General features: G+C 69.6%; 8 protein-coding genes. 1 reads left to right on the top strand and 7 read right to left on the bottom strand.

Going from position 1 to position 17,601, the window contains the following annotated elements:
• Nucleotides 1–69: 69 nt before the first annotated feature.
• From ACQY5G_RS10330 to ACQY5G_RS10340, 3 genes are all read right to left on the bottom strand, one after another.
• Nucleotides 70–1,215 (bottom strand): phospholipase D-like domain-containing protein, encoded by a 1,146-nt coding sequence (locus ACQY5G_RS10330; protein WP_428273691.1) that lies wholly within the window; start codon nt 1,213–1,215, stop codon nt 70–72.
• Nucleotides 1,212–2,288 carry a lysylphosphatidylglycerol synthase transmembrane domain-containing protein gene (locus tag ACQY5G_RS10335; RefSeq protein ID WP_428273693.1) on the bottom strand — a complete coding sequence of 359 codons (1,077 nt, stop codon included), beginning with the start codon at nt 2,286–2,288 and terminating at the stop codon, nt 1,212–1,214. Before ACQY5G_RS10335 ends, ACQY5G_RS10330 begins: the two co-directional genes overlap by 4 nt.
• Nucleotides 2,289–2,406: 118 nt before the next feature.
• A complete protein-coding gene (locus ACQY5G_RS10340; protein WP_428273694.1) occupies nt 2,407–3,339 on the bottom strand; it encodes a creatininase family protein in 933 nt (310 codons plus the stop codon).
• Between the two features lie 101 nt (nt 3,340–3,440).
• On the opposite strand from ACQY5G_RS10340, the gene ACQY5G_RS10345 reads away from it, so the two are divergent.
• A complete protein-coding gene (locus ACQY5G_RS10345) occupies nt 3,441–5,171 on the top strand; it encodes a solute carrier family 23 protein (protein ID WP_428273696.1) in 1,731 nt (576 codons plus the stop codon).
• Between the two features lie 12 nt (nt 5,172–5,183).
• Here the strand turns inward: ACQY5G_RS10345 and ACQY5G_RS10350 are convergent, their stop codons facing one another.
• The 4 genes from ACQY5G_RS10350 to ACQY5G_RS10365 all read right to left on the bottom strand — a co-directional run bounded on the left by ACQY5G_RS10350 (nt 5,184) and on the right by ACQY5G_RS10365 (nt 17,600).
• On the bottom strand, nt 5,184–6,098 hold the full coding sequence (locus ACQY5G_RS10350; RefSeq protein ID WP_428273698.1) for an alpha/beta fold hydrolase: 915 nt from the start codon (nt 6,096–6,098) through the stop codon (nt 5,184–5,186).
• Between the two features lie 61 nt (nt 6,099–6,159).
• The gene (locus ACQY5G_RS10355) at nt 6,160–6,435 is read right to left on the bottom strand and encodes an acyl carrier protein (RefSeq protein ID WP_428273700.1); all 276 of its coding nucleotides are present in this window, start codon (nt 6,433–6,435) and stop codon (nt 6,160–6,162) included.
• A 70-nt stretch (nt 6,436–6,505) separates the two neighbouring features.
• Nucleotides 6,506–16,771 carry an SDR family NAD(P)-dependent oxidoreductase gene (locus tag ACQY5G_RS10360; protein ID WP_428273702.1) on the bottom strand — a complete coding sequence of 3,422 codons (10,266 nt, stop codon included), beginning with the start codon at nt 16,769–16,771 and terminating at the stop codon, nt 6,506–6,508.
• A 64-nt stretch (nt 16,772–16,835) separates the two neighbouring features.
• Nucleotides 16,836–17,600, bottom strand: coding sequence for a 4'-phosphopantetheinyl transferase family protein (locus tag ACQY5G_RS10365; protein WP_428273704.1), 765 nt, complete (start codon nt 17,598–17,600; stop codon nt 16,836–16,838).
• Nucleotide 17,601: the final 1 nt, after the last annotated feature.

Genomic DNA, 17,601 nt, shown 5'->3' on the forward strand with positions numbered 1-17,601 from the left:
GCAACACTCACTCGCACGAACCAGAGATCGCGTTACGTCAAAGTGCCCTCGGGTTGCTGAGCGGAGCGGCTACTCCGGGCTCGGGATGGCGTGTCCGTCGCGCCAGGTGGCGAGCGGGATCGGACCCGGCCGGCGCTCGCGGATCGATGAGGACAGCATCTCCAGCACGCGCATCGAGATGCCGCCCAGGCGCTCGCGCCAGCGCTGGCGGCGCTCCTCCGCCGGCTCCCGGCAGCGCGCGAGATCGGGCTCGAGTATGCGCTCTCCGATCTCGCGGACGAGACCGGGTGCGCTCGTGATGAGCACGACTTCCGGCTGCATGCGAAAGCTCACGTAGTCGAAGTTTGCCGAACCGAGGACGACCGAGTCGTCGATCCGCATCACCTTCGCGTGCGTCATCGGACCGGGCAACATGAGGACCTCGAAGCCCTCGCGGCGCGAAGCGTCGAGCGTGCCCCATTTCATCACGGCCCGGTTGTGCGCTTCCGGCATCATCACCGTGACGTGAACGCCGCGGCGGTGCGCCCGGCCGAGGGCGCTCCAGAACGGCTCGCTGACATATGGGCACTGGATGACGATTCGGCGCGTGGCCCGGTCCAGCGCACGGGAGACGGCATCGCGCAGTCCGGCGTTGCCCCGGCCTTCGCCGACTACGATCTCATCGCCGTCGATCTCCGCGGAGGCTGCCCGGTCGTGGCCCCGCCACGTGTGCTCGAAGTCCTCGCGCAGGAACGCGGCGATCCCCGGGCTCTCGATGCGGATCATGAAATCGTGCCAGGCGAAGTTGTGGTCGCTGAAGTTGATCCCGCCCAGGTAGGCGATCCCGTCGTCGATGGCGATGAGTTTCTTGTGGTTGCGGGCAATGAGCCGGTGAAAGCGCCGACCCACGGGCCAGGCGAATCGCACGGGCACGCCGCCGCGCTCCAGCCGGTCGCACATCTCGCCGGTGGCCGCGACCTCGCGCTGGAGATCCGCGTCGCGCCGCGCCGCCGGCAGACCGATGAGGCGGTCGTTGATCAGGTACTTCGTCACGGCGTCCACGACGATGCGCTTCCGGGGCGCTTCGCAGGCGAGCAGGGCCTCGGCCAGACCCTGCCCGGCGGCGTCGCCCTCGAACGAGAGCGTCTGTACGTAGACGTAGTCGCGCGCGCGGCGGATGTCGCGCTCGAGATCCTCCCAGAACTCGGCGCCCCCGAGGCAGAGTCTCGCGTTCACGCGGTCCCGTCCGTCTCGTCGGCCCGAACCTCGCCGACGTGTCGCCGCGCCTCGCCCAGCAGCACGAACACGCCCAGGATCGTCCCGAAGAAGGTCGTGAGAAGGCGCCAGCCGACGACCCACAGGACCGTCACTTCCGCGAGAAGAACCCGATTCATCAACAGTCCGGTCGAGGCCTCGGCGACGCCCGAGGCTCCAGGCGTCGGCGCGAAGTAGAGGACGATGTGCTGAAAAAGCTGGAGGCCGATGAAGGAGCCGTCGACCGGCCCCTGGAGGGCTGCCGCGAGGACGTAGCCCATCAAATACTTGTTGAAATAGAGGAGGGCGGTGCCGGCGCACACCCAGACGAGCGTCACCTTTCCACGTGCCACGACCGCCCGGATCCCTGCGGCGAGCCGCTCGATCTCGCTGCTCAACAGACGCCGGCCCGCCGCCGCCCAGCGCCGAACCCGCGTCCCCCGCCTCGAAGCCGCGTTGAGGAAGCGCCGGATCACCCGAACCGTGGGCCGCTGGGCAACGACGGCCAGGCCGAGCAGCCCCGCCAGCCCCGCAATGGCCACGACCGCGATGACGAGCGCGACCAGCACGCCGCGCGACAGCGCCTCGCCCGGCAGGAACGCCAGGGCTGCGAGGCCGCCGAGCGCGAAGAAGAGAAGCGTGGCGACGAACGTGAGCAGTGAACAGAGAATGGCCTCGGACAGCCGCGCCCCGCGCCGGCACAGCACATAGAGCTGCGCGGCGCCGCCCCCCGTCTGCGCCGGCGTGATCGCGCCCAGGAGCATGTTCGCCCAGTTCGCGCGCATGCAGTGCCACAGCGAAACGCGCGAGAAGACCCGGCCGTCGAGGAGCAGTCGGTACCGGAGGCCGCCCAGCGTGAAATCGAGCGCGAGCAGCGCGAGCAGGGCGATGGCGAACCCCGGTGTGATGCGGGCGAGGATGCTGTCGAGTTCCGACGGAGGGCGCCACCGGATGAGCGCCACGAGTCCCAGCGCCGTGAGTCCCGCGAAGGCGAGCGCGCCGACGACCAGCTTGCCCCGCGCGGGGATGGGGGAACTCGGTTGTGGACTCGCCACTCGTCCTTCTTTCGTGGAGCCGGCCGAAAGGAAGTGTTACGCCTCGCGGGGGGCGGTGAGATTCAGCGGGCCCGCGCGGACGGTGAGCCGCGCGGGCCGGGAGCCGGGGAAGCGCGCGCTACGTGCCGGCGTTGGCGATCGACTCGCGGATCTTCCCGACGGTGAGCGCGGTCCGGTAGGCCTGGAGCTTGAGTCCGATCTCGATCGTTTTCTCCTTCGGGGCGATCGGAACGCCGTTGATCTTCGCGAGCCCCGCCTTCACGCGCTGGTCGAAGCGGACGACGGTAGGGTCGACGGTCATCATCAGACTCGTGATGCCGAAGCTGTCGTGGATGCCGTCGTTCTCCGTCTCCACGATCCCCAGTTCGGATTCGAGGAAGTCCCCGCCTCCATAGCGGTAGTACTCGGGGATGTGATGGGCGTGGGCGTCGTCCCAGCGCTCGTTGAGGCGCGCCGCGACGTTCGCCATCCCCTGCACGTTCCCGCCGCTGTCGCCGATGAAGACGATGTGCTCGAAGCCGTGTGCCCGGAGGCTGGAAGCGACGTCATCGAGCACCGCCTCGAAGGTCTCCTGGCGGAGGGAGATCGTGCCGGGATAGCGCATGTGGCCGGAGGGTTCGTCGATGTTTCCCTCCGGAACGAGCTTCATGATCGGCGCGCAGAGCGCCGTGCCCAGCTCCCGGGCGATGGCCTCGCACGTCCCCTGCAGGACGTAGTTGTGCTTGCCCGTGGCGACGTACGGTCCGTTCTGCTCGATTCCGCCCGTGGAGACGATCGCGATGTCGTACCCATCGGCCATCATGTCGCGGACTTCCATCCACGTGAGTTCCTCGATCCAGATCGAGTCGAACATCTCGATCGGCCGCTCCGAGACGAGTTCGGCGTCGATCCGGGCCTCGTATTCCGCCATGATCCGGGCGCGCTCCTCCGGCGTCATCTCCCGGTTCTGGGCCGCGGCTCCGGCGGGGAGGGCGGCGACCGCCACGGAGACCGCGACGGAGATCGCCACGAGAGTGCCGAGCGGGGTCAGCGTCGAACGGGCGGCTCGCATGTTCCTTCTCCTGGGTTTTCTTTTGGTCTCGGACAAAAAGAGCGATATTTCCGGGGAATCAATCTCCGGCGGACGGAAACCGAACGGCAAGGGGACCCTGGGTGACGACAGACAACCGATCCGGCGTCCGCTACCAGCCTGACGAGAAGCCCCCGCCGGCTCTCGCCCTCGGCGTCGGGCTCCAACTCGCCGTCCTCAACATCGCGGCGATCGTGTTGATCCCGATCGTCGTGATGCGGGCGGCGGGCGTCGGCGAGGAGTACCTCTCCCGGGCGGTGCTGGCGTCCGTCACGGTCTGCGGTCTGGCGACGATGCTGCAGGCGGTCCGGGCGCGGCGCCTCGGCGCCGGGCATGTCCTCCTGATGGGTACCTCCGGCGCGTTCATCCCGGCGAGCATCATGGCGCTCACCGAAGGCGGCCCGGCCCTCCTCGCCACCCTCGTCGTCGTCGCCGCGTTCATCCCGCTCCTGCTCTCCTGGCGGCTGTCGCTCTTCCAGCGGGTCCTGACCCCATCCGTCTCCGGCACGGTGATCATGCTGATTCCGGTGACCGTGCTGCCCTTCGTGTCGGGGCTCCTCGCCGCCGGGCCTGACGGCGGCGCGCCGCCGGGCGCCCCCCTCAGCTTCAGCGTCACGGCGCTCCTGATGGGATGTCTCGCTCTGCGCGGGACGGGAACGCTCCGGCTATGGGCCCCGGTGATCGGCGTGATCGTCGGGACCGTGGTCGCCGCCGCTTACGGCCTCTACGATGTGGGACGCATAGCGGACGCGGACTGGGTCGCCCTTCCGAACGCCCAGCCGCCGGGCTTCGATCTCGGATTCGGGCCGGCCTTCTGGACCCTCCTGCCCTCCTTCCTGCTCGTGGCCGTGATCGCGGCCATCCGGACGATGAGCAGCGCCGTGGCGGTCCAGCGGGTGTCATGGCGGCGCGCGAGTCGCGCGACCGATTTCCGGGCCGTGCAGGGCGCGGTGGCCGTGGACGGCGTCGGTAACGTCCTGGCGGGGTGCGCCGGCACGGTGCCGGGCAGCGCGACCACGACCAGCGTACCGCTCACGCAGCTCACCGGAGTGGCGGCGCGGGGCGTGGGACTGGCGGCCGGCGCCGCCTTCATCGCCTTCGCTCTCCTTCCCAAGGCCTTCGCGGTCGTGCTCGCGATCCCGGATCCGGTCTTCGCGGCGTACCTGGCCGTCCTCCTCGCGATGCTGTTCGCGATCGGCCTCAAGATCGTCCTGCAGGGCGGACTCGACTATCGCAACGGCATCGTCGTCGGCCTCGCCTTCCTCACCGGCGTCAGTTGCCAGTACGGGCTCATCCTCCCCGAGCAGGTGTCCGGCTTCGCCGGCGGCCTGCTCGCCAACGGGATGAACGCGGGCGGCTTCACCGCAATCCTCCTGACCCTCTTCCTGAGCCTGACCGAACCCCGCCGAGCGCGCATCGAGACGGAGTTCGGTCCATCGGCGCTGCCGCGGATCCGGGAATTTCTCGGGACCTTTGCCGCGAAGGCCGGCCTGGACTCGGAGGTCGCGGAGCGCCTGGCGGCCACCGCCGAGGAGGCGCTCCTTTCGCTGGCCCCGCCGGACGGTTCCGGAGACGCCTCCCGACGGCGACTCATCATGGCCGCGCACCGCGACAAGGGTGAGGCGGTGCTCGAATTCCTCGTCGCCCCGCGGGACGAGAACCTCCACGATCGCCTCGCGCTGCTGAGCGGCGAGGTCGAGGAGACATCCGCGGAGAGCGAAGTATCGCTGCGCCTGCTGCGGCACCTCGCTTCGTCGGTTCGCCACCGGCAGTACTACGACACCGACATCGTCACCGTCCGGGTAGCCGTCTAACCAGGGCGCGGCCTACAGCAGCCTGTGGTCCTCGAGGAACCGGCATACCAGCTGGACGCACTCCTCCGGTTGCTCGATCTGCAGGAAGTGCGTGGATTCCGGGATGAAGTCGTAGTCGACCGTATTCATGTGACTCAGATTGAACGTCGGCAGGTACGCAAACGACATGGTGGGGTCCGATCCGATGACCTTGGTCGGACACGGAAGGTCGCCGAGGTCGACCAGGAAGGCGTAGGTACGGGCGTACGCGAAGATCTGAGCCTCGTAGTCGCGGGGACACCGAAGCTCGAGGCCCTGTCCGTCCGGGGATTCCCGGAGCACGGTGCGGGCCATCAACTCCGCGGCGCCCGGCACGGCCCTCGTGAGCAGCAGGTGGTGGAAGAGTTCCGCGAGTTCGCCCGCCTCGCGGAAGCGGTCCATTCGGCGTCGCGCGATCTCCGCCAGCCGGTCGGCGGCCTCGTCGGTTTCCTCCTCGGCCAGCCGCGGCCTGAACAGGGGTGGGTCGAAGAGAATCCAGGCCGAGAGGTCGCCGGTTCGACCGGTGCCGAGCGACCCCGACAGGAGAGCGGTCAGCGCCGAGAGGGAATGGAAGACGCCGACGGAGCGCGTCCGACCGTAGCGGGCGGTGATGGCCTCGACGACATCCTCCTGGTCCTGAATCAGGTTGGGGATGTTGTGCGCGTTGCGCGGGCCGATGGAGTTCCACCCGTGGTTCCTCAGATCGTAGACGAACACATCGAAGTCTTCCGTGAACCGCGACCAGAACGGATAGTAGAGGTCGACCGCGAGGCCGTTGCCGTGCCCCACGATCAACCGACGCCCCTCGGGAATCCCGTGTCGCCGTACTCTGGTGAGGCTCCCGTCGTCGTGCCGCACGTCGTACACGGACTGTGGCTCCGGGATCTTCCAGACAGCGCCGGAAGTCATGTCAAGCCGCGCGCCCCCCCGCGGGCGATCCGGGGGGCGCTGTCAAAGTCCAGCGACGCGTTCAGCCAGCCTTGGCGTCGATGAATTCGACCAGCTTGCGCAGAGTGCTGAAGCACTCCGGCGGGATCGTGATGCCGAACTCCTTCTCGACGACCTTCTTGAAGGCGACCGCATCGAGCGACGAAACGCCCGCCTGGCCTGTCTCGGTATCCCAGCTGGGCTCGCGGCCGAGATCGAGGTGTTCGTCGATGAGTTCCCTGAGGCGAGCTTCACATGACATTTGCATGGCCTTCCGTAGAGGGTTGGCACGGCCGTCCCGATCAAGGACGCCGATCATTTCGTTGCGCCCGAGCGTGATATTTCACCGCCTGGCCGGAATCGTCAAGGAGCCAGGCAGGTGGCTGCCCTTACGGCAGCACGTCCAACCAGTAGCGTTTGCGTTGGAAGGGGTAACCGGGTATCGAGATCCTTCGCCGCGATTCACCGGCGAACAGCCCGGCGAAAGAAACGGGAATGCCTGCGGCATACACCCGCGCCACCCACTCCGCGAGTGTGTCGGCGACCTGATCCGCGCCGTTCGGCCAAACCTCGAGCGGAGTGGGACCCAGCCCCGATCCGGGACCGATTTCGAGGATGAGATCAACATCGAGGCCCGCCAGTCCCTCGGCCCGATGGCGCGGTGCGTCCAGCGAGTGTGCCGGGTCGCGCCAGTATGCTCCGTCGACGATCTCTTCGGGGCCGACGACCTGTCCGGACTCCTGATTCAGGATCGACAGCGCGGGTGGTGAGAGTGTGATTCCGGAGGCGGCCGCCTGCATACCGTCCATTCCCTGTCGAGACGAGATGCGCAGGCCGTCTTCGAGATCGACGACCCCCGCGGTCCATGCCGCCGCCAACTCCCCGACCCCGCGCCCCGACACCACGCCGGGCCGGACACCCACGCTCGACCAAAGCGCGGTGACCGCACACTCGAAGGCGAAGGTCGCGGGTCGGCTCCAGGCCGGGTCATGTACGTCCGCCTTCGCGTCGGCCGATCCGAACAACACATCCAGCAGGGAAGTCCCGCCACGTTCGTCCTGCAGAATCTCATCGCACCGGTCTAGCACCGCGCGCACCACGGGCTCCGTTCGGTGCAGCCTCTTCCCCATTTCCGTCCACTCGGTGTCTTCGCCGGCGTACGAGAAGGCCAGCTTCGGTGGCGTCGCGGCAGCGTCAGCCGTCCGTGATGACATCGTCCCGTCCGCAGCTGCGACCGCGTGCAACCCCTTGCGCAGCGAGCCGATCCCCTGAAATGCGACACCCGCCCGGTACGGGAAGTGGTCGCGCCCCACTCCCGCCGTCCACGCCATGTCCGACAACAGGGAGTCCCCAGCCCCGCTCGCGGCGTCGAGATGGTCGGCGTGGGTGTCGAGCCAGGCGAGGTACCGTTCCGCCAACTCGCGCAGCGCCTTGTCCGACTTGCCGGAAAGGGGCAGGACGCGGGCCGTGCGGGCGTCGAAGTCGCCCGATGGAGGCGGAAGTTCCGCCAGGGATTCCGGCAGAGCGATGCCGATGGTCCGTGCGGCCCCGGCGGGCGGACCCGCAGCGCCGTTCTCACGGGCGACGTCGTCGGGCGGCTGGTAGCCCTCCACGACGACATGCGCGTTGGTCCCCGATATTCCGAATGCGCTCACGCCGGCAGATGGCGGCCGGTCGGGATCCCGCGGCCAGCGCATCGACTCCGACGTCACCTGCACGGGAAGCGCGTCCCAGTCCACGTGCTCGTTCGGCTTCGTGAAATGGAGGTGCTTCGGGATCACGCCCTGCTTCATCGACAGCATGACCTTGATCAGTCCGGCAATGCCCGCAGCCGACTCGAGGTGGCCGATGTTGGTCTTTACGGACCCGACCAGGAGCGGACGGCTTGCCTCGCGTCCCTCGCCGTACACGGCGGCCGCCGCCTGTACCTCGATGGGATCCCCCAACGTGGATGCCCCGCCATGGGCTTCCAGATAGTCAACCTGCCCGGGCGCGACGCCCGCCCGCCCGAGCGCCTCCCGGATCACTTGCTGCTGCGCTCGCCCGTTCGGCACCGTCGGTCCGGCGGTCGCCCCGTTCTGGTTGACTGCCGTGCCGCGAATCACGCCCCAGATCCGATCACCGTCGGCCTCCGCGTCGTGCAGCCGCTTGAGGACGACCATGCCACAACCTTCGCCCCGCACGAAGCCGTCCGCCGAAGCGTCGAAAGTCTTGCAGAGGCCCTGAGGCGACAGCAGCCCCAACTCTACCATCTCTCTGGTCAGCCCGAGCGAAAAGAGGGCGTTTACGCCTCCGACCAGCGCCAGATCCACTTCACCCTGCTGCAGGGCGGTTGCGGCGTGGTGCACGGCGACCAGGGACGCCGCGCAGTTGAGGACGACCGGCATGGTGGGCCCCATGAGCCCCAGCTTGAATGCAACCCCGCCGAGCGCCATGGAACTCGCGGTGCCCAGATAATTCAGGCCTTCCCCGCCCGCCGTCATCATCAGATCGCGGTACTCGCTGGTCGAGATGCCCGCGTAAACCCCGGTGCCGCTCCCCCTCAGGCTCTCCAGATCGATTCCGGCATCCTCGAGCGCCTGCCAACTTGTCTCCAGGAGAAGCCGTTGCTGCGGGTCCATCATGCGGGTGCCGATCGGCGTCATGCCGAAGAACCGCGCGTCGAAACGGTCGATCTCCTCGACGAACCCGCCACGGCCCCACGCGTCGTCGCCCGCCGCGGGGTCGCCCGCGATCCCGGTCCACGACCCGTTGTCCTGCCGCCCGTTGGTCACGGCATCGCGACCCGCTTCGAGCTGGCTCCAGAACGTCTGCAGATCCGGGGCGCCGGGGAAACGGCATGCCATGCCAACGACGGCGATACCATCGTCCTCCCGCGCCACCGGCTGCGGGGCCGGCTCGGGAGGCGACCCCGCAGCGAGGGCCGACTCGCCGGGCTCGGAGGCCGCCTCCCCCAGCGCGTCCACCAGATGGGAGGCGAGATCGGCGATGGTCGGGTAGTCGAATACCAGCGTGTTCGGCGCGACATAGGTGTCGGAGAAGGCCCGGTTGAGGCGATTGCGCAGTTCGACCGCCATCAGGGAGTCCATCCCCAGATCGAAGAATCCGACCGTGGGCGCCGGCGCCGACGGCAGCCTCAGGACCGCCTGGACTTCCCGCTGCACGAAGGACACGAGCAGGTTCTCGCGCTCCGCCGCCGGCGTCGCGCCGAGCTGTGCCAGCAGGTCGTCCGATGAGGACGCATCGTCATCGTCGGTGGCGACGGCGAGCAGATCCTCCAGGAGAGGCGGACGGCCTCCGACGGATTCGCCGAACACCGGCCAGTCCACCACAGCCACCACGCCCCCCGTCGCATCCTCTCGCAGCAGACGCTCGAACGCCAGGAAGCCCTGCTCCGGCGGGAACCAGCCGGTTCCCGATGCCTCTCGCCGCCCGGCGATCCGCTCGCGCTGCTCTTCCGCCTCGCCGAGTCCCGACCAGGCACCCCAGGCAATGGACTGCCCCGGGAGCCCGAGCGCGCGCCGGTGCGCGGCGAGCTGATCCAGGAACGCGTTGGCCGCCGCATGATTGGCCTGGCCCGGATTGCCCAGGACCCCGGCTACGCTCGAGAACAGGACGAACATGTCCAGATCGCGTTCCGCCGTCGCCCGGTGAAGATGCCAGGCCCCCAGCATCTTCGGCCACAGCACGGTCTCGAAGCTCTCCCAGTTCTGATTCCCGAGAGCGGCGTCCGAGAGCACGCCGACACTGTGGATCACGCCGGAGAGCGGCGGCAGGGTCCCGTCCATCCGTTCCAGCATGGCATCGAGCGCGTCCGTATCGGTCACGTCCGCAAGCTCGACCTCGATCCTGAATCCCCGTGCGCGCAGCGTCTCGATCGCCCGTTCGGCCGCCGCGTCCGGCGCCCTTCGTCCGTTCAGCACGACCGTTCCGGCGCCGCGCTCCGCGAGCCATTCCGCGAGCGCCAGGCCGATGCCGCCAAGTCCCCCCGTCACGAGATAGGTCCCATCCCGCCGCAGTCTCCCCGCGGCGAGCGGAGGTGTCGTCAACACGATCTTGCCGATGTGGCGGGCCGCACGCATGTAGCCCATTGCGGCGCTCGTTTCCGCCAACGGCCAAGTGGTGTGCCTGAGCGGCGCCAACTCGCCCGTCGTCATGCGCGCGAGCACGTCTCTCAGGGCCCCGCCGGGCCCCGCCGGAGCCTGTTCCTTCAGCGTGTAGAGGTCGAGGATCGAATAGGCGACGTCCGGCCGCAGCGCCGCCATCTCGTCGTGGCTCAGGATGTCCCGCCGGGCGAGTTCCACGAAGCGGCCGCCCTGCGAGAGGCAGGCCAGGCTCGCCTCGATGAAGCCCTCACCGGTGAGGCTGTTCAGCACCACGTCGATCCCGGCGCCGCCCGTCGCGTCGAGGATCTCCTGGCCGAACGCGGTCGAGCGGCTGTCGAACACATGCTCCACGCCGAGCGAGCGCAGAAAACCCCGCTTGGGCGCGCTCGCCGTCGCGAACACCTCCGCGCCCGCGGCCTGGGCCAACTGGATGGCCGCAAGCCCCACGCCGCCCGCCCCCGCGTGAATCAGCACGCAGTCCCCGGCCTCGAGCCCGGCCAGTTCATAGGAAAGCACGCATGTCACGAAGACCGAGGGGATCGTGGCGAGCGCCGTCGCCGACACGTCCGGCGGCGCGAGCGCAACCAGTTCCTCCCGCGTCACGACCTCCGGCCCGAAGGTGCCGAACGCGAAGCCTGCCACGCGATCGCCAACGGAGACGGCGGTGACGTCGGCGCCGGTCTCCACGATCCGGCCGCAGAACTCCTCGCCGAGCATCCCCTCGTCCTCGACCAGGCCCATGGCCCGGAATACGTCCAGGAAGTTGAGCCCGCAGGCCTCGACCTCGGCGCGCACCTCCCTCGGCTCCAGGGCGCGCGGCGCCAGCGGCTGTACGCGCAGCGTTTCGATCGCCCCTCCCTCGTCCGGGGCCAATACCCAGTTCGTCTCCTCCGGCAGGGCGAGGCGCTCCACACCGTCGCCGGTCCGGACGAGCCGGGGCACCTGGCGGCGCTCTCCGCGATGCGCGATGTGGTTCTCCGCATCGGGGAACAGCAACTCGTCCGCCAGGACTGCCTGAGGTTCCGCCGCCTCGGGATCGAGATCGACCATGCGCGGTTGCAGTTGGGGCGCCTCCCGCGCCACGACCCGGCCGAAACCCCACAGGGGGGAGCCGGCGAGTTGCCCGGTCCGTTCCCGTTCCAGCACCTGCGCACCCCGGGTGACGAACCACACGCCCTTCTCGGGCGCGGCATCGGCGTCCGCGATGCCCTGAACGAGCGCGAGCGCGCTCGCCGCCGCCCGTTTCGCATCCCCCGCCATCTCCGCCGTTGTCGCCGCGGTCCCGCAGCCGTCCTGGGCGACGAGATGCACCGCGCCGGCGAACGGGACATCGGAGGGCAGGCCTTCGACGAGCGCTTGCCACGATTCGCGCCGGTCCATCTCGACCGCCGTCGCAACGATCCCGGCCTCGCTCTCCGCTGCAGGTCTTGCGCCCTCCGGATCGTCACCCGCCAGCACCACCCGCTGGTTTTGCGCCGCCAGTTCCGCCGCCAGCGCCGCCGCCATCCCGCCCCGGTCGGCGGCCAGAATCCACGCGCCCTCCGGCAAGGCGATCTCCGCCGGACTCTGAGCCACGATCACGCCGCGATCGGGCAAACCGGCCAGCTCCTGCACGTCCAGGCCGAGAACCTCGGATGCCGCGAACCCCGTATCGGCGAGCGCCCGACGCCACACCTCGGGCCCGGCGAGGGCGTGGTTCGAGCGGTAGCGGTCGTCGAAGCGCCACCATCCGTCCAGCTGGCCGAATATCAGATCCATCCAGCCCCGGCCGCGCTGGTTCTCGAGCGCCACGAGCAGCCCCGATGGCGCGAGGAGCGCCCCGCAGTGGGCGAGCGTTTCGTCCAGATGACGGGTGGCATGCAGGACGTTGGCCGCGATGACCAGATCGTAGCCGTGGGGATCGAAGCCCTGGTCCATCGGGTCCTTCTCGATGTCCAGCACCCGGTAGTCGATCGAGGTGTCGTCGGCGCTGAAGCGCGTCTCCGCCTCCGCGAAAAAGCCCGCGGAGATGTCGGTGTACACGTAGTCGAACCGTCCCGCCGGAAGCTCGGGCAGGACGTATTCGGTGGCCGAGCCGATCCCGGCGCCCACCTCCAGCACGCGAAGCCGGCGATCGTCCGGCAGTTCGTCCACGAGCGAGCGAACCACCTCGCCGATCATCCGGTTCGCCGCCCGCCAGACCGGCGCCAGCCGATACAGATCGCCCGCCGTCGGCTCCGCATCGCCGAACAGCAGCGACAGCGGATCCTCATTGCCGCGGAGCACCTCGGGCAGGGCCCCGGCACAGCGGCGGAACAGCCCGATCTCGTTCGCCGCGTGCGGGAAGCGCTCCGTCACCTCGGTCAGAAACGCCTCGGAATCGCCGGGCATTCGATCCGGCAAGGGCTCTTCCGCACCGACCGTGACGACAAAGCCCTCGTCCTTCTCCTGCAACACGCCTGAACGAGCCAGGATCTCGAGCATCCGGCGCAGCAGGTTCGCGTGCTCCGGTAGAACCTCGAGGCGCTCGCGCAGCTTCTCCGGCTCCACGGCCGCGCCTGCCCGGCGCTCCCACCCCAGCGTTTCCAGGGCCGACAGCGCGTAGCACCATGCCGCCCGCTCCATCACTTCCTGCAGGCCGGTCTCGTCTTCGACCTTGACGCCCTCCGCGGCGAGATACCGGGAAAACGGCTGCGAGCGGGACGCCGCGGCGGACGGACTCGGGAGGAAGTCGGCCGGGGGCATCCCCGGCGGCAGGGCACGGTCGCGCCAGACGATCTCGTAGAGGAGCTCCTCTACCCCCTCCACGGCGGGGAGCAGCGCGCTCCGCGTCGCCCGCTTCACCGTGTATCCGTCCAGCGTGCCGACCGGGGATCCGTCGAGTTCGTAGAGGGCAATGTCCGCGCTCAGCACCTCCGGCAGTTCGGCGTCCGCGCCGTCCGGCGCCTCCCTCATGCGGACATGGCAGAGCAGCCGCTCCGGCAGCCGTTCCGGCACCGAGAGCCGCTCCCACCCGAAGGGCAGATACGTGACGTCGTCATCGGATCCGACCGCGCCGCGGGCCGCGCCCATCGCCTGGAAGCAACCGTCCAGCACGAGCGGGTGAAACGCCAGCCCGCCGCGGTCGGCGGAGTCCGGCAGGGATACCTCGCCCAGCGCCTCGCCCGGCCCGGCCCAAAGCGCCTCCACCGTGCGGAACGAGGGGCCGAGGCCGATCCCGACCGCCGCCTTGGCGCGGTAGTAGGCCGCGAGATCCACCGGCGCCAAGCCGGACTTGAGCCGTGCCGGATCCGGCGACGCGCCGGCCGGAGGCAGATCCGAATCGGCGCCTGCCGAGACCCGGCCCTCGGCATGCAGCGTCCATTCCTCGTCGGCCGATCCCCTGCTCAGAATCCGGACGCGGCGCGAACCGCCCTCTTCGGCGCCATCCAGCAGCAGCTGCAGCCGACGACCTTCTTCCGCGCCGTCGTCCGCATCGCCGCTCTCCGGGAAGACGAGCGCGCTGTGCATCTGGAAGTCTTCGACGACCGCCGGACCGGGGTCCTCGACGGTGCAGGCCGCTGCCGCCATGGTGCCGTAGAGCGCACCGGGCGCGACCACCCGGTCGAACACGCGGTGGTCGTCGAGCCACGCCGGGTCGGAGGGGAACAACTCGGTGTCGAAGCTGATCTCGCCGCTGGCGGACTCGTGGCGGCTGCCGAGGAGCGGGTGATCGGCGCTCGACCGCCTCCGTCTCGGCGCGTCGACCCAGTGGCGGTCGCGGCGGAACGGATACCCCGGCAAAGAGATCCTGCGCCGCGATTCGCCGGCGAAGAGCCCGTCGAAGCGTAGCGGCAGTCCGGCCTCGTACGCTCCCGCGACCGCCGCGAAGAACGCGTCTTCGGCCTCCGTCGCCGAAACGTTTCGTCCCGGCCGCATGAGGCTCGATAGCGCTGCGGGCGGCGAGGCTGTCCCTGCCGACTCGGGCCAGGCGAGCGTGGTCATCGGCCCGAGCACCGCGTGCGGACCGATCTCCACGACGGCGTCCACCCCGAGCCCCGCCAGGGTCTCGACGCAGGAGCGGAACGCCACCGGCGCGCGCATCTGCCGCCGCCAGTACGCCGCGTCCAACGCCTCGTCCGAACCGACTACCCGTCCGGTGAGATTGCTGACGAAGGGAAGCGACGGCGGAGCGAAGGCAAGCTGCGACAGGGCTTCCTCAAGATCGTCCAGCGCCGGCTCGATCATGGCGCTGTGGTAGGCGGGGCTCTTCCGCAAGCGCGCGACCCGAACCCCCGCCGCCTCCAGACGCTCGAGGATCGCGTCGACATCCGCCGCCGGACCGCTGATGACCTGATGCGCACCATTGTCGGCGGCGATGCAGAGGCCGATGCCCCGCGAGGCCGCATTGTGCGCCTCCAGCGCCTCCGCCACCCGGGCGGCCGGCGCGAACACCGCCGCCATCGCGCCCTCGCCCGGCAGGGCGCCGATCAGCGAGCCTCTCACCGCCGCAAGGCGCAGGCCATCCTCCAGGCCGAACACGCCCGCGGCCCGGGCCGCCGCGATCTCGCCCAGACTGTGTCCCAGCACCACGTCGGGGCGGATGCCGAGGCTCGACCACAGCGCGCCGAGGGCACATTCGAGCGCGTAGATCGCGGGCTGCTTCCACTGCGGATCGTCCAGGTCTCCCGAGGTGGCGGGGCGACCGAACATCACGTCGAGCAGCGAGGCGTCACGCTCTTCCCGGAGCCATTCGTCGCACCGGTCGAGCACCGCGCGCACCACCGGCTCGCTCGCGTAGAGCGTCGCACCCATGCCCGGCCACTGGCTCGCCTGTCCGGCGTAGGCGAACGCGACGGTCGCCGCTCGGCGCGGCGCCGCCTTCTCCTCCGTCCCGGCGATCTTCCGCAATCCCTCGCGCAACGTCGCGGCGTCCCGGAACAGCACGCCGGCCCGGTGGTCGAAGTGGCTTCGCCCCACGCCCGCGGTCCACGCCATGTCCGCGAGAAGCGGGTCGCCGGCACCGTTGCCGGCGGGAGTCTCCCCGACGCCCTCGTCGACCCAGTCGAGATACCGTTCCGCCAGCTCGCGCAGCGCCTCGTCGGACCTCCCGGAAAGTGGCAGGACGCGTGTCACGCGGGCCGAGAGTTCCTCTTCTCGCAGCGCGGGGAGAGACGCCGGATCCGCGCCCGCCTCCGCCGGCGAAGCGGCGACGGGCAGAGCGGAACCCACCGGCCCCCGCCGGCCGTTCGGGTCGCCCTCCCCCGAGGTGCGATCGGCTGTTTCGTACCCCTCGAGCAGGACGTGAGCGTTCGTGCCGGACCACCCGAAGCCGCTCACCCCCGCCCGCGGCGCCCGTCCCGAATGAAGCGGCCACTCCATGCGGTCTCCCGTCACCCGCAGGGGAATCCGGTCCCAGTCCACCTCCGGATTCGGGTTCTCGAAATGCAGGTGTTTCGGAATCGTGCGTCGTTCTATCGACAGGACGGCCTTGATCACCCCGGCCACGCCCGCCGCCGCCTCCAGGTGGCCGATGTTCGTCTTCACCGAGCCGATCAGGATGGGGTGGTCCGGTTCGCGACCCTTCCCGTAGGCGGCCGCGGTCGCGCGCGCCTCGATGGGGTCCCCGACTTCCGTTCCCGTGCCGTGCGCCTCCACGTAGTCGACGTCCGAAGGCTCGAGCCCGGCCCGGAGGAGCGCATCCTCGATACAACGTTCCTGCGCGTCCTGGCTCGGCACCGTCAGGCCCGGGGTCGCGCCGTCCTGGTTCACCGCCGTGCTGCGGATCACGGCCCAGATCCGGTCGCCGTCGGTCACGGCCTCGCTCAGCCGCTTCAGGACCAGGATGCCGCAACCTTCCCCTCGCACGTAGCCGTTGGCTCCGGCGTCGAAGGTGGCGCACCGCCCATCCGGCGACAGCATCCCGGCGTTCGCGCGCATTTCGAACAGCTGGGCCGACAGGATCACATGCACGCCCCCCGCCAGCGCCAGGTCCGCCTCTTCCCGCTGCAGCCCCGACACCGCTTGATGAATCGCCACGAGCGAGGAGGAACAGGCGGTGTCGAGGGCCATCGCGGGCCCGTTCAGCCCCAATGCGAACGCAACCCGCCCGATGGCGGTGTTGAAGGACGTTCCCGTGACCGAGTAGAGGCTGGCGGCCGGCTCCGTCGGCTCTCCCGCGTCCAGGACCAGCGCCCGATAGTCGTAGTTGCTGATCCCCGCGTATACCCCGGTGCGACTGCCCTTCAACCGATCCGGATCGATCCCGGCATCCTCGAGCGCCTGCCAGCTCGTTTCGAGCATCATGCGCTGCTGCGGGTCCAGGCGCTGCGCCTCGACCGGCGAGATGCGGAAGAACGAGGCGTCGAACTCGTCGAGTCGGTCGAGGAAGCCGGCGAACCGACAGGCGCTGTTGACCTTGTCGTCGGGGAAGAGCTGCCCTACGCGGCCGGCTCCGGAGCCAAGGACTCCCTCCGTAACGGCGTTGCGGCCGGAATGGAGCAGGCGCCAGAAGGCTTCGATGTCCTCCGCGCCGGGAAACCGGCACGCCATGCCCACGATTGCAATGGGCTCCGAGTTTTTCTTGAACATCCCTTAAGGTAGCGTGTCTTGTTGCCGTTGAAAGAGATCAGGGCGGCCGAAGAACGGGCCGGAGTCAGGCGAGCGAGCTTTCTCCCGGCGCCAGTCGGCAGGCGCGCGCCGCGGCGAAGCGGGGTTCTCCCATGTCCTCCAGCCAGAACCGGTCGGACGGCAGGTGCGGGAAGCGAAACTCCGCGGCCCGCTCGCCCTCGATGATCCGCCGCGGCACCTCGAAGCGGGCTGGATTCAGCGAGAAGCCGGTGCCCAGGGCCTTGATGAGCGCCTCCTTCAGGCTCCAGAGCCGATAAAACAGATACGCCTTATCGCTTCCGGCGGCTGCGGACAGGGCACGCCGTTCGCGCCGACGGTACACGCTGCTCCCGATGCCGTCGAAATCCCTGCCGGAAGCGCGCACCTCCAGATCCACCCCGAGCGCGCCCTGTTCCGCAAACGCGATCAGTCCGTGCCGGCCGCTGTGGCTCACATTGAAGCTCACGTTCGACGGGGTGCCGTTGACCTTCGCGAACGGCTTGCCGTGCTCGAGACAGCCGAACGACAGTTCGCGGTTCGAACACCCCAGTCGCTCGCAGAGGTTGATCCTGAGCGCCGCGCGGCACAGCGTATGCTGCCGCCGAGCGCCCCGGTGCAGGAACCGGCTCCACCGCGCCCGTTCGGCGTCGTCGAGGACGGAGTAGGCCTCTTCTTCCCGCCCGGGGTCGGGCCGGAGGTCGACGTGCAGGATCAGGGAGTCCCCGGCTGCGCTCCAGGGACTCCACCAGGTGTCGCCGGACCACGTGCCGCCGGACCACGTGCCGCCGGACCAGGTGTCGCCGGCGGTCATC

The organism is Candidatus Palauibacter sp., from assembly GCF_965261555.1.
Classification (GTDB): domain Bacteria; phylum Gemmatimonadota; class Gemmatimonadetes; order Palauibacterales; family Palauibacteraceae; genus Palauibacter.

Coding starts and splice junctions, on each gene's coding strand:
- ACQY5G_RS10360 (WP_428273702.1), bottom strand. CDS start 16,771: ATGTTCAAGAAAAACTCGGAGCCCATTGCAATCGTGGGCATGGCGTGC.
- ACQY5G_RS10350 (WP_428273698.1), bottom strand. CDS start 6,098: ATGACTTCCGGCGCTGTCTGGAAGATCCCGGAGCCACAGTCCGTGTAC.
- ACQY5G_RS10365 (WP_428273704.1), bottom strand. CDS start 17,600: ATGACCGCCGGCGACACCTGGTCCGGCGGCACGTGGTCCGGCGGCACG.
- ACQY5G_RS10340 (WP_428273694.1), bottom strand. CDS start 3,339: ATGCGAGCCGCCCGTTCGACGCTGACCCCGCTCGGCACTCTCGTGGCG.
- ACQY5G_RS10355 (WP_428273700.1), bottom strand. CDS start 6,435: ATGATCGGCGTCCTTGATCGGGACGGCCGTGCCAACCCTCTACGGAAG.